The sequence below is a fragment of the Sagittula sp. S175 genome (assembly GCF_049800975.1).
GTDB lineage: Bacteria > Pseudomonadota > Alphaproteobacteria > Rhodobacterales > Rhodobacteraceae > Sagittula.
Map to the genome: position 1 here is coordinate 40,950 of NZ_JBNAGB010000022.1, position 12,020 is coordinate 52,969.

At 64.5% G+C, this 12,020-nt stretch carries 13 protein-coding genes; 9 read left to right on the top strand and 4 right to left on the bottom strand.

Going from position 1 to position 12,020, the window contains the following annotated elements; all coding sequences use genetic code 11:
* Positions 1–18: 18 nt before the first annotated feature.
* Positions 19–801, bottom strand: coding sequence for a hypothetical protein (locus ACP16H_RS20980; protein WP_425074191.1), 783 nt, complete (start codon positions 799–801; stop codon positions 19–21).
* A 90-nt stretch (positions 802–891) separates the two neighbouring features.
* Here ACP16H_RS20980 and recO point away from each other — a divergent pair, with 90 nt between their 5' ends.
* The 5 genes from recO (at position 892) to ACP16H_RS21005 (ending at position 3,979) form a co-directional block, all read left to right on the top strand.
* Positions 892–1,620, top strand: a complete 729-nt coding sequence (gene recO / locus ACP16H_RS20985; protein WP_425074235.1) for a DNA repair protein RecO — start codon at positions 892–894, stop codon at positions 1,618–1,620.
* 56 nt (positions 1,621–1,676) lie between these two features.
* Complete coding sequence (locus tag ACP16H_RS20990) at positions 1,677–2,513, top strand: DUF305 domain-containing protein (protein ID WP_425074192.1); 837 nt, start codon at positions 1,677–1,679, stop codon at positions 2,511–2,513.
* Positions 2,514–2,626: 113 nt separating this feature from the next.
* Positions 2,627–3,292, top strand: a complete 666-nt coding sequence (gene pgsA / locus ACP16H_RS20995; protein ID WP_425074193.1) for a CDP-diacylglycerol--glycerol-3-phosphate 3-phosphatidyltransferase — start codon at positions 2,627–2,629, stop codon at positions 3,290–3,292.
* A complete protein-coding gene (gene moaD, locus ACP16H_RS21000; protein ID WP_425074194.1) occupies positions 3,292–3,537 on the top strand; it encodes a molybdopterin converting factor subunit 1 in 246 nt (81 codons plus the stop codon). Before pgsA ends, moaD begins: the two co-directional genes overlap by 1 nt.
* A gap of 1 nt (position 3,538) precedes the next feature.
* A complete protein-coding gene (locus tag ACP16H_RS21005; RefSeq protein WP_425074195.1) occupies positions 3,539–3,979 on the top strand; it encodes a molybdenum cofactor biosynthesis protein MoaE in 441 nt (146 codons plus the stop codon).
* Between the two features lie 16 nt (positions 3,980–3,995).
* Here the strand turns inward: ACP16H_RS21005 and ACP16H_RS21010 are convergent, their stop codons facing one another.
* Positions 3,996–5,015, bottom strand: coding sequence for a calcium-binding protein (locus ACP16H_RS21010; RefSeq protein WP_425074196.1), 1,020 nt, complete (start codon positions 5,013–5,015; stop codon positions 3,996–3,998).
* Between the two features lie 153 nt (positions 5,016–5,168).
* Between ACP16H_RS21010 and ACP16H_RS21015 the strand changes: the two genes are divergently transcribed.
* The 3 genes from ACP16H_RS21015 (at position 5,169) to ACP16H_RS21025 (ending at position 7,550) form a co-directional block, all read left to right on the top strand.
* Positions 5,169–5,936: a FadR/GntR family transcriptional regulator gene (locus tag ACP16H_RS21015; protein WP_425074197.1), complete on the top strand. Its 768-nt coding sequence runs from the start codon at positions 5,169–5,171 to the stop codon at positions 5,934–5,936.
* A gap of 161 nt (positions 5,937–6,097) precedes the next feature.
* A complete protein-coding gene (locus tag ACP16H_RS21020; RefSeq protein WP_425074198.1) occupies positions 6,098–6,289 on the top strand; it encodes a hypothetical protein in 192 nt (63 codons plus the stop codon).
* 100 nt (positions 6,290–6,389) lie between these two features.
* Positions 6,390–7,550: a hypothetical protein gene (locus ACP16H_RS21025; RefSeq protein ID WP_425074199.1), complete on the top strand. Its 1,161-nt coding sequence runs from the start codon at positions 6,390–6,392 to the stop codon at positions 7,548–7,550.
* Between the two features lie 158 nt (positions 7,551–7,708).
* Here the strand turns inward: ACP16H_RS21025 and ACP16H_RS21030 are convergent, their stop codons facing one another.
* Both ACP16H_RS21030 and ACP16H_RS21035 read right to left on the bottom strand, forming a co-directional pair.
* Positions 7,709–9,034 (bottom strand): ammonium transporter, encoded by a 1,326-nt coding sequence (locus ACP16H_RS21030; protein WP_425074200.1) that lies wholly within the window; start codon positions 9,032–9,034, stop codon positions 7,709–7,711.
* Between the two features lie 25 nt (positions 9,035–9,059).
* Positions 9,060–9,398 (bottom strand): P-II family nitrogen regulator, encoded by a 339-nt coding sequence (locus ACP16H_RS21035; protein WP_107978485.1) that lies wholly within the window; start codon positions 9,396–9,398, stop codon positions 9,060–9,062.
* A gap of 260 nt (positions 9,399–9,658) precedes the next feature.
* Between ACP16H_RS21035 and ACP16H_RS21040 the strand changes: the two genes are divergently transcribed.
* A complete protein-coding gene (locus tag ACP16H_RS21040) occupies positions 9,659–11,857 on the top strand; it encodes a transglycosylase domain-containing protein (RefSeq protein WP_425074201.1) in 2,199 nt (732 codons plus the stop codon).
* Positions 11,858–12,020 lie beyond the last annotated feature (163 nt).

Below are 12,020 nucleotides of genomic sequence, written 5' to 3' on the forward strand. Positions count from 1 at the left end.
GACTCCCCCGGGCCTGAATCACGCCGGGAATATCCGCGCCATCTGCGCCTCGAAATGCGCCCAGCTCATCGAGGCCGCGTTGCCCGCGTAACCATGGTAATGCGACCGCCCCGAGGAATTCGGCAAGCCCGCCCAGATCTTCGCGATATTGTTCATGAAGGCCGTCCGCGTCATCACCCCCTCACGCATCGCCGTCAGCCCCGCTTCCTCCAGCAGGATATCCGCCAGCTGGTCCTGCACCTGCGGAGAATAGCGCGTGTTCACATCCAGCCCCGCCTTGCGCACGAGCCCCCGCAGGGTCTTGGGGATGATCTGGTAGCGACCGATCGCGTGCGGTTGCCCCGGTGTGTCGTCAATCCATTGATAAATCTCGGCAATCGTCATCTGTGTCGGCGGCTTCGACGGCTTGATCCGTGCCCCGTACTGCACTGCGTCGTACTGCATCTTCCCCGCCTCGGCCGAAGCGATCAGATCGCGCAGTTGCGCAACCGGCCCACCGTCGCCCGAGCGCATCGGCAGCAGCGCGACACGCCGCCCCTCCCGCGCCGGATAGGGCGCAAAGAAAGAGGCCGCCGCCCGCCCGGCAAACAGGCTGGCATCGGCCCCCGACGGATCGAGGCTCACCTGCAAGACCCGCGCCTGCCCCTCGTTCTTCGTTCCGATGATCGCCCGCGCTCCACCTCCGATCAACGGCTGCCCCGCCGGGACCAGACCGCCGCGCGGCTCGAACGAAATCGTCTGCGCAGCCACCCATATCGGCGACAGCACGAAAAACAACACGGCAACAACGCTTCGCGTCATGAGGCCCCCTTTCTGAAGGTCGCCCCCTTATGGCTCACCGGGGTTGAGAAACCCTTGTCCAGGCCGCGGGAAATGTTCAATTGTCCGCAAATGGAGTGGCGGGACACGGGCATCTTGTTGGCGACGCGCAGGCACGGCGAGACCTCGCTGATCCTCGACGTCTTTACCCCCGAACGGGGCCGGCATGCGGGTGTCCTGCGCGGTGGCACCTCGCGCAAGATGGCCCCTCACCTGCAACCCGGCGCGCAGCTGGACCTGCGCTGGCGCGCGCGGCTGGAGGACCATATCGGCGCTTTCACCGTCGAGCCGCAGCGCTCGCGCGCCGCCAATGCCATGGGCGACCGGCTGGCGCTGGCGGGGCTGAACGCCGTCACGGCGCTGCTGCGCTTCTGCCTGCCCGAGCGTGTGCCGCATGGCGACCTGTACCAACGCTCCGAACAACTGCTCGACCTGCTCGGCCAGCCGGACCTCTGGCCGCTGGCCTACCTGCGCTGGGAACTGGCGCTGCTCGAGGACATGGGCTTTGCCCTCGCGCTTCATGAATGCGCCGTCACCGGGCGGAGCGAGGGGCTGGTCTATGTCTCTCCGAAATCCGGGCGCGCCGTCACCGCCGAGGGCGCGGGGAACTGGATTCACCACCTTCTGCCGCTGCCCCCGGTGCTGCTGGGCCAAGGCTCTGCCAGCGACGCGGAAATCGTGATGGCCCTTGGCACCACGGGCTACTTCATGGAACACCGGCTTGCCCCCCAGATGGGGGACAAGGCCCTGCCCGAGGCCCGCGCCCGCCTGATCGACCGCATCCGCGCGCGCGATCAATAGGCAACCATCCGCCGCACAGCCGCGTTGGCCCTTCGACAGATACGAAGGGAATTGCCATGAATTACGGTCGCTTCGCTGCGATGATCCTCGCCTCGACGGTCATCATGTTCGGCCTCATGTACCTCAACACCTACGCGCTGGAGCATGTCTTCTACAGCGAGACGCGCACCTACATGGCGCTGCTGATGGGCGGCGTGATGGCCGTGGTGATGATGGCCTTCATGATGGGCATGTACCCGTCGCGGACCGTGAACCTCGGGATCATGATCGGCGGCGCGGTCGTGGCCGTCGTGACGCTGTTCCTCGTCCGGTCGCAGATCACCGTTCAGGATGCCAGCTACATGCGGGCGATGATCCCGCACCATTCGATTGCGGTGATGACCTCGACGCGAGCGCAGTTCTCGGACGCGCGGGTCAGCGGGCTGGCAGAGGGCATTGCCCTCGCGCAGCAAAAGGAAATCGCCGAGATGCGCGCCCTGATCGCCGACCTCGAAGCGGGCCGCAGCGTCGAGACCGCATATACCGATCCCGCTCCGCAGGTCGGCAACCTGCAGGCCGCCCTGTCCAACACCCTGCTGTCGACGCTCGACCCGATGCCGCTGAGCCGGGAACAGGCCGCCGAGATCCTCGCCCAGACCGCCGATTGCACCTTCCGCTATACCCGCGCGGCGGATCCCGTGCTGTATACGACCGCGCTTGACGGTCCGGGTGCCATGCAGCTGAACGGCGTTCTGGTTCCGCTGTCGTCCACCGAGCCGGGCAAATGGGCCGCCGATGGCCTGAACATGTCGGTGGAATACCTGCCCGGCCCCAACCTGCGCGCCAATGCCCGACTGAATTTCAGCCTGTCCCAGGGCCCCGAGGCCGCCTTCCTCGGCTTCTGGGACTGCTGACCGACCGCCGCGTTTACCCTTCCCTTATCCCGCCGCGCCATGCTGCCCGTTGATCCATCTGCGTCAACGGGCACCTCTTCCCCCTTTCACGCGAAAGGTTTAGGAATGCGGCAATGAAGTGGACCGTGCCCAATATCCTCACAGCCCTGCGCTTGCTCGCCGCCCCTGGTGTGGCGGTGATGTTCCTGTATTTCTCGCGCCCGCTGGCGGACTGGCTGGCGCTGGTGCTGTTCATGTCGGCGGCGATCACCGACTTCTTTGACGGCCACCTCGCGCGGGCGTGGAACCAGACAACCAAGTTGGGCACCATGCTCGACCCCATCGCCGACAAGGCCATGGTCGTGATCGCGCTGATGGTGCTGGTGGCCTACAATTCCTACAGCCCGTGGCTGGTGCTGCCCGCGACGGTGATCCTGTTCCGCGAGGTCTTTGTCTCGGGGCTGCGCGAGTTCCTTGGCGACGTGGCGGGCACCCTGAAGGTGACGAAACTGGCGAAGTGGAAGACCACGTTCCAGATGGTCGCCATCGCCGTGTTGTTCAGCCATGGTGTTTTCGAACACTATTTCGGAGTGTCGTCCATCGGCATGGATGAACAGATCATCGAAGGCGTGCTGCGCGGCACCATCGAGGATACGCAAGGCCTCGGCTGGAAATACTTCGGCATGATCTGGGCCGCCCCTCTGGGCATCGCGCTTCTATGGCTGGCCGCCGCGCTGACGCTGATTACAGGGGTGGACTATTTGCGCAAGGCGCTGCCCCACCTGAAGGAGGAGTCGTGATGCAGGTTCTCTATTTCGCATGGGTGCGCGAGCGGATCGGCGTGGCCAAAGAGACCGTGGACACGCAGGCGGCGACGGTCATGGAACTCGTCAATGAACTGCGCGCCCGCGAGGACCGTTACGCTGCCGCCTTTGAAGATCTGAGCGCGCTGCGGGTTGCCGTGGATCAGGACCTCGTGGACTTTGACGCGCCGCTTTCGGGCGTGCGCGAAGTGGCGTTCTTCCCGCCGATGACGGGCGGCTGAGATGCGGATCGTCGTTCAGGAAGCCCCCTTTGACTTTGGCGCCGAGGCGGCCGGCTTTGCCGCCGGGCGGCAAGACATGGGGGCCATCGTCACCTTTACCGGCGTGGTGCGCGACGTGGACGGTGGCCTGTCCGCCATGGAGATCGAACACTACCCCGGCATGACCGAGAAGGCGCTGGAGAAGATCGCGACCGAGGCCTCCGAGCGCTGGTCGCTTGGCGACGTGCTGGTGATCCACCGCTTTGGCCGGATGGAGCGTGGCGAGCAGATCATGATGGTCGCCACCGCCGCGCGCCATCGCAAGGATGCCTTCGAGGCGGCGGAATACCTGATGGACTACCTGAAAAGCCGCGCGCCCTTCTGGAAGAAGGAGCACGTGGGGCAGGACGCGGGCTGGGTTGCTGCCCGCGACGAGGACGAGGACGCCCTGACCCGCTGGTGACCTTTGCCCGCCGCCGTCAGGCCATCAACCCGACCACCAGGACATCCGCGGCGGTCAGCTGCACCAGCGGCGCATAAAGCGTCGCGACGGTCAGCCCGTCCGCCAGCACTTGCTGGTCGCCGTTCTGGAATGTGATAACATCAATGGTCGGCGGCAGTGCCCCCGTGGACGCATCGTATTCGACCACGAGGTCGTCGTCGCCCGCGCCAAAGTCGTCGATCATCGTGCCGTAGCTCTCGGGGTCTGCGGTCCACTCGGCGACGTGGAAATCGTCGTTGCCGTCTCCGCCGATCAGCAAATCGCCCGCGCCGCCGTAGAGCGTGTCATCGCCCGCCCCACCGTCGAGCGTATCCGCACCGTCGGCGCCGGGAACCGCTCCGGGGTAGCGCTCGACCATCGTGTTGAACAAGGCCTCCGCCGCGATCTGGCGCGCGGATTCTGTCAGTGCCTCAAAGGCTTCGGCATTGTCGTAGACCTCTTCCAGCGACTCGTGAAAGGCCCGCGCCGTCATGTCCTCGGACCCCGGCAGCCCTGCCGTATGGCCATACAGCAGGTCATCGCCACCATCGCCAGAGAGGGAATCAGAGCCCGCGCCCCCGATCAGAAGGTCGTCCCATTCGCCGCCTGACAGCGTGTCGTCGCCTTCGCCACCGACGAGCGTGTCCATGCCGGTGCCGCCGATCAGCAGGTCGTCGCCCTCGCCGCCATCCAGCGCATCGTGCCACGCGCCACCGTCCAGCAGGTCATCGCCCGCGCCGCCTTCCAGCAGGTCGCGGCCGCGCTCGCCGTACAGCGTGTCATCGCCCTCCTGTCCCTCGATCGTGTCGCAGCTGCGGCCACCGGCCAGCCAGTCGTCGGAGGTCTCTCCGGTCACCAGATCGGACCATTCACCCGCCTGAAACGACATGCCGTCATGGTCGTCCGGCTGCTTCAGCGGAACGTCCGGTTCGTTGTCCGTGGCAGGGTCCTCGCTGGGCTGTGCGATGGCGGCCATCGTCATGGCGCCCAGAAGGGAAGCGATCAGAGCGGTGAGCATGGGGGCCTCGGGATACTTTGGTCCCCGCCAGATTTGTCGCCGAATATGGCGGTATTTGGCCCCGCATAAGGTTTTTGTTAACCAATCCGACACCAAGCCGCCTTTGCAGGACGCGCCCCGGTTGGTAAGAAGTTCAGACCACAGGAGACGCCCATGCCCTTCGAGAAGGTCCACCCGGAAAAGCTCTCTGCCGCCGTCGTGCGCCAGATCGAAAAGCTGATCCTGCGCGGCATCCTGCGCCCGGGCGAACGCCTGCCCTCGGAACGCGAGCTGTCGGACAAACTGGGGGTCTCGCGCCCGTCCCTGCGCGAGGCGGTGGCCGAACTCCAGACGCGCGGCCTGCTGGAAAGCCGCGCCAACGCGGGGATCTTTGTCACCGAAGTGCTGGGCAGCGCCTTTTCCGAGGCGCTGATCGGCCTCTTTGCCAACCACGACGAGGCGGTGTTCGACTACCTGTCCTTCCGCCGCGACATGGAAGGCCTCGCCGCCGAACGCGCCGCGCAGAACGGCACCGAGACGGACCTGAAGGTCATCGACGCCCTGATGGCCAAGATGGAGGCCGCCCACGGCAAGCGGAATCCCTCGGAGGAAGCCCGGCTGGACGCGGATTTCCACCTTGCGATCATCGAGGCCAGCCACAACGTCATCATGCTGCACATGATGCGGTCCATGTACCAGCTGCTGCGCGAGGGCGTGTTCTACAACCGCCAGATCATGTTCAAGCAGCGCAACACCCGCGAACAGTTGCTCGACCAGCACCGCGAGATCAACGCGGCGCTGCAAGCCCGCGATGCGGCGGGCGCGCGGGCGGCGGTGGAGCGGCACCTGGACTTTGTCGAAGCAGCCCTGAGCGCCGACCGCAAGGCCGAGAAAAACGAATCCATCGCACGGCAGCGGTTGGAGAGGGAATCTGACCGCTGAAAGCCGCGCGCCAGGGCGTCCCGCGCTCCCTGAACGCCTCGGGCATTTCTGGCCGTGCTGTTGTTACGTCCGCCTGAGATGCCGGATCGGGATGCGCGAACACACGGAATAGGCCGGAATGAACGCAACGCGCGCTGCATTACCCAAGCACATCAACCTGATTGAAAGCTGAGTCCCGGCTGGAAACGGGTTATGAACCGGCCGGTTATTCACCAGTCCAGCGTGATTTCACCCAGGGCGACAGCGCCATTGCGAATCATTTGGCTCGTCTCACTCGCATCGCGTTCGAATGCCTGCGCCAGAAGGGCAGGAATTCCACCATCGACGCGGCGGAAGCCATTGAAATGAAATGATCTGGAGATCCGCACACATCCAATGATTGTTTATTCAAGTTGACGCAGCGTCAACGTGCCAGCCTGATCGCCGTCACCTGATAATGGAGGATGCTTTCAGATGAACTGCCCGATCAACGTTTACCACACCACCAATCCCCACGATAACGACAACTTCTACACCACAGACAAAACCGAATACGATGCCGCCGCGTCGCCGCAGGTGGGCTGCATCGGGCAGGGCGTGGCCTTCACCGTGATGAAGGACAAGATCGAGGGCACAGAACCGCTTCACAGGCTGGTCAACGGCGACGGCCAACATTTTTACTGCTGGTCTCAGGACGACGTGGCCCAAGCCGCGGCATCCGGCTACTACCCGGAAAAGCCCCGTGACATCCTCGGCTACGTCTGGACACAGCCCGCGCCGGGACTGGTCCGGATCTATCGCGGCAGCAACGCGCAGGGGCTGCACCTGTATACGAAGAACGACACCGACCTGACGACCGGCGGCTACACGCACGAGGATAAAGGCGATTTCTACGTCATGCCGGGCGATATCGAGCTGAAGTACACCTACAACGGCATCACCTACCCACAGACAGAGGGCGGGAAACCGACGCCAAAGCACACTGCCTCTGCCGTCATGAAGGTGAACGGAGGCGCAGATGGGACCGCCACGGCAGAGCTGGTGCGGTCCTACAACGCGCAGTTCCACTGGGGCCTGACGCAAAGCATCTCTGTCACCCAGACCATGTCGGAATCCGTGACGGTCGGGGCCTCGGGTGGCATAGACATCCCCTTCCTTGCAGAGGCAAAGGGCAACGTCTCCGGCACCGTGACCCTTTCGACCGAGATCGGGCTGACCGCAGGTGCCCAGCAGGACTGGACAGAGGACAGCACGCAGACCTTCAGCGTGTCGGCAGAAATGAGCGTGTCCAAAGGCGAGCGCAAACAAGCGACGATGTTCGTGGAGTATTACGACAACATCACGACCGACTTCATCTTGCACGTCCTGGTGCAAGTGGTGGCTGACGGAAAGGAACTGAGCTCGGTAGACGCGGCCAAGCTGTTGAGCGCCATGGAGCCGGACCTGAAGGTAACAGGGAACAATGAACAGGTGCACTATGCCTCCGTCGAGCTGAAGGGCAAGTTCTGGGGCAAATACGGCGTCGACGCGGTGGTGAACTTCGACGAAGTGCCAACGGACTTGCCGACCTCGGTCAATGTGGACTTTGGAAAGGCGCCTGCTGACCAGGCTCCGGCGGATTTCGAAGCAGCCTGACACGGCAAGCGGAGCCGGGGGCGCTTTCGCGCCAAAGGCCGCAGGTTGTGAAAATGCAAAAACCCCGGCGCTTTCGCGCCCAAGGCCGCAGGCCGGCAAACGCAAAACCCGGGCGCTTTCGCGCCCGGGCCAGTGCCTTTGGGTTGAGGGGGAGGTCCTCAGCCCTTGGAGAACTCGGGGTAGGCTTCCATGCCCAGCTCGGCCATGTCGAGGCCCATGATTTCTTCTTCCTCGCCGACACGGATGCCCATGACCAGCTTCAGGATGAACCAGACCACGCCGGAGAAGACGATGGTGAAGATGCCGACCACCAGGATGGAGTAGAGCTGCACGCCGATGGTTGCGTCACCGTTGGTGAAGACCACTGCGATGGTGCCCCAGATGCCCGCCATCAGGTGAACCGGGATCGCGCCGACCACGTCGTCGATCTTCAGCTTGTCCAGGAAGGGCACGGCGAAGACCACGATCACGCCACCGACCATGCCGATCAGGGTTGCTGCGCCCAGCGACGGGGTCAGCGGTTCGGCGGTGATGGACACCAGGCCAGCCAGCGCGCCGTTCAGCACCATGGTGAGGTCCGGCTTCTTGTACATGATCTGCGTCAGGATCAGGGCAGTGATCGCGCCACCTGCTGCCGCCGTGTTGGTGTTGGCGAAGATGCGGGAGATGTCAGCCACGTTGCCAGCAGTGTTCATGTACAGCTGCGAGCCACCGTTGAAACCGAACCAGCCGAGCCACAGGATGAACGTACCAAGCGTTGCGAGGGTCAGGTTCGAACCCGGCATCGGGATGGTGCGGCCGTCCTTGTACTTGCCGATACGCGGGCCGAGGATCAGGGCACCGGTCAGAGCGGCCCAGCCACCCACGGAGTGCACCACGGTCGAGCCAGCGAAGTCGAGGAAACCCATTTCGTTCAGGAAACCGCCGCCCCACTTCCAGGAGGCCTGGATCGGGTAGATGAACGCGGTCAGCACGACCACGAAGATCAGGAACGGCCACAGCTTGATGCGCTCGGCCAGCGTACCGGACACGATCGACGCGGTGGTGGCGCAGAACATCAGCTGGAAGAAGAAGTCGGAACCGACGGAGGCATAGGTCAGGTCGGTTTCCGGCGAGCCGCCGACCTGTTCCATCTGCGCGGTGCCGAAGGCGCCGAGGATGTTGGTCACGGTCCAGGCGTCGCCCGGGTACATCAGGTTATAGCCGACGAGGTAGTACATGATCGCAGCGATGGCGAAGAGCGCGATGTTCTTCATCAACTGCATGGTCACGTTCTTCTGGCGCACGAGGCCCGCTTCGAGCATCGAGAAGCCCGCGCCCATCCACATCACGAGGAAGCCGCAGACCAGGAACATGAAGGTGTTGAAGATGTAGCCGATCTCGGTGGCTGCCGGCAGGACCTCGGCTGCCTCTTCCTGGGCCAGGCCCAGGGTGGGCAGGGCCACCAGCACCGCAGCCGCGGCAACGGAATTGAACAGTTTCATTGCGTTGTATCCCCTTTGGACTCTCTTACAGCGCGTCTGCGTCGGTTTCGCCGGTGCGCACGCGAACAGCCTGCTGCACGTCGAGAACGAAGATCTTGCCATCGCCGATCTTGCCGGTCTGTGCCGTGGTCTTGATGGTTTCGACGACCTGCTCGGCCATGGCCGCGCTGACGACGATTTCCAGCTTGATCTTCGGCACGAAGTTCACGGCGTATTCCGCGCCGCGGTAGATTTCGGTATGGCCGGACTGAGAGCCGAAGCCCTTGATTTCCGTCACCATCATGCCGCGCACGCCGATGCCCGTGAGGGCTTCGCGCACCTCTTCGAGCTTGAACGGCTTGATCGTTGCAATGATCAGTTTCACCTTGTTCCCCTTCGGTCTTGGCGGGAGAGCGTCCCGCAATTTGCCCCTGCAGCAAGACGCTGTGGCGGGGCCAAATTGAAGACTTTGGCGAAAAAGCGGGCGGTTTGCGAAGGCTGAAAGTCTGTTTTTTGTGCAAACTAAAATCATTGCCCATATTTTGCGCAAAACAAAAACGCGAGGACGGGTTGGAAGTGGTCAACATTCCTCCGTGGAGCAGGTAGAGTCGCCCCCAACGAAGAACATGAGCAGGCCTGAGTTCCATGAGTTCCACGCGCAAGCCCGGTCGGCTGGTGGCGGATCGGCGGTATGCCGGCAAACCCGCGCAAGCAGCGCCGAAAAAAGCGGCTCCGAAACCGAAGAAAGCACCGCGCAAGCGCGGGCCGAGGGGGCCGCGCGGCCCCCTGGGGTATATTGCGGCCTTCGTGGGCTGGCTGCTGGGGCTGGTGTTCAAGCTGACGCTGACGGTCGTGGTGCTGTTCGCGCTGGGGATCGGGTCCTGGGTTCTGTACGTCGAATCGACCCTGCCCGACGTGAGCGCCTACATGGACGGGCGCGCGCGCGGGTCGGTGACGCTGCTCGATCGTGACAACCGGGTCTTTGCCCTGCGCGGCGACCAGTTCGGCGGCGCGATCACCGCCGATTCGGTCAGCCCGCACCTGAAGAACGCCGTGGTCGCCACGGAGGACAAGCGCTTCTACGGCCATTTCGGTCTCAGCCCGCGCGGCATCGCCTCGGCCATCCGCATCAACCTGAGCGAAGGGCGCGGCCCCTTGTCCGGCCACGGCGGGTCCACCATCACGCAGCAGACGGCCAAACTGCTGTGCCTCGGGCGCATGTTCGACCCGAAGGAATGGGAGAAAGAAGCCGATTTCGTCGAGGACTGCCGCCGCAGTTCGCTGGAGCGCAAGATCAACGAAGCGATCTTCGCCATGGCGATGGAGGTCAAGTACACCAAGAACGAGATCCTCTCGATCTACCTCAACCGCGCCTACATGGGCGGCGGAGCCTACGGGGCCGAGGCCGCGGCGCAGCGCTATTTCGGCAAGCACGCGGCGCAGCTGAACGCGGGCGAGGCGGCGATGATGGCAGGGCTTTTGACCGCGCCCTCGACGCTGGCGCCGACGTCGAACCTGAAGCGCAGCCAGGACCGGTCGGCCACGGTGCTTCGGCTGATGGAGGAGCAGGGATACCTGTCCGCCGCCGAGGCAAAGCAGTACCGGGACAATCCGGCCACCCTGTCGAGCCAGGCGAAATCGCTGGGCGGCGGGTATTTTGCCGACTGGGTGATGCAGTCGGGGCCGGAGTTCTTCACCCGCGACACGACCGAGGACGTGGTGATCTCGACCACGCTGGACCCGCGCATCCAGAAGGCGACGCAGGACGCGGTGCTGAAGATCTTCAACGAGAAGGTCAGTTCGGGATCAAAGGCCGAGGTCGCGGTGATCGTCATGTCCGCCGACGGCGCGGTGCGCGCCATGGTGGGCGGCCGCGACGTGGATGCGACGGGCCTGTTCAACCGTGCGTCCCAGGCCGTGCGGCAGACCGGCTCGGCCTTCAAGCCCTTCATCTATGCCACGGCGCTGGAGTTGGGCTATTCGCCCTATGACACGGTGGCGGACGAGCCCTACTGCATGAACATCCCCGGCTCGGGCGAATGGTGCCCCGAGAACTACACCAAGAAATACGCCGGCCGGGTGACCCTGACCGAGGCGCTGAAACGCTCGCTCAACATCCCGGCGGTGAAGGTGTCGGAATCGGTTGGGCGCGACCTCGTGATGAAGGTGGCGCGCGATTTCGGCATCTACCGCGACCTGCACGACACGCCCGCCATGGCCCTGGGCACCTCCGAGGCGACGCTGCTGGAGATGACCGGCGCCTATGCGGGGATCCTCAACGGCGGTTCCTCCGTGACCCCCTACGGGCTGCGCGAATTGCGGCTGAAGGGCGATCAGGACGCGCTGATGGGCTCGGGCGGGGGCATCGGCGAGCGGGTGATCCAAGAGGGCGCGGCGAAGCAGCTGACCTGGATGATGGAAAAGGTCGTGTCCGAGGGCACCGGCACCCGCGCCCGGCTGGACGGCTGGCAGGTGGCGGGCAAGACCGGCACATCGCAGGAGGCACGGGACGCGTGGTTTGTGGGGTTCACCGCCGATTACGTCACCGGCGTCTGGATGGGGTACGACGACAACACGCCGCTGAAAGGCGTGACCGGCGGCGGTCTGCCCGCCGAGATCTGGGCCGAGGTCATGACCCGCGTCCAGGACGGGATCCCGCCGCGCCCCCTGCCCATGGAAGAACCCGTGGCCCCTGCCCCGCCCCCCGCGCCGGAGCCGGTTCCCGTACCGCAGGTACAGATGCAACCCGTGCCGCAACCAGCCCCCCAGCCGCAACGCGAACAGCCGCGCGTGGGGAACAACAAGCTGGAAGACGTCTTGCGGGACATCTTCGGCGGGCGGTAAGCGTCGGGGCCTGTCACTTTCTCTTGCGCTTGCGATGGTCCAGAGGCTTTTCGCCTGAGCTGCGCTCAGGCGACCGGGGGGGGGGGGGGGCCCCCCCCCCCCCGGGGGGGGGGCCCCCCCCCCCCCCCCGGGATTTTGTTAAAAATTAATATATCAAACCCCC

Bases quoted from the DNA above. Each gene is read 5' to 3' on its own strand.
- pgsA (WP_425074193.1), top strand. From the start codon at position 2,627: ATGAAGTGGACCGTGCCCAATATCCTCACAGCCCTGCGCTTGCTCGCC.
- ACP16H_RS21025 (WP_425074199.1), top strand. From the start codon at position 6,390: ATGAACTGCCCGATCAACGTTTACCACACCACCAATCCCCACGATAAC.
- ACP16H_RS21015 (WP_425074197.1), top strand. From the start codon at position 5,169: ATGCCCTTCGAGAAGGTCCACCCGGAAAAGCTCTCTGCCGCCGTCGTG.
- ACP16H_RS21040 (WP_425074201.1), top strand. From the start codon at position 9,659: ATGAGTTCCACGCGCAAGCCCGGTCGGCTGGTGGCGGATCGGCGGTAT.
- recO (WP_425074235.1), top strand. From the start codon at position 892: ATGGAGTGGCGGGACACGGGCATCTTGTTGGCGACGCGCAGGCACGGC.
- moaD (WP_425074194.1), top strand. From the start codon at position 3,292: ATGCAGGTTCTCTATTTCGCATGGGTGCGCGAGCGGATCGGCGTGGCC.
- ACP16H_RS21005 (WP_425074195.1), top strand. From the start codon at position 3,539: ATGCGGATCGTCGTTCAGGAAGCCCCCTTTGACTTTGGCGCCGAGGCG.
- ACP16H_RS21010 (WP_425074196.1), bottom strand. From the start codon at position 5,015: ATGCTCACCGCTCTGATCGCTTCCCTTCTGGGCGCCATGACGATGGCC.
- ACP16H_RS21030 (WP_425074200.1), bottom strand. From the start codon at position 9,034: ATGAAACTGTTCAATTCCGTTGCCGCGGCTGCGGTGCTGGTGGCCCTG.
- ACP16H_RS20990 (WP_425074192.1), top strand. From the start codon at position 1,677: ATGAATTACGGTCGCTTCGCTGCGATGATCCTCGCCTCGACGGTCATC.
- ACP16H_RS20980 (WP_425074191.1), bottom strand. From the start codon at position 801: ATGACGCGAAGCGTTGTTGCCGTGTTGTTTTTCGTGCTGTCGCCGATA.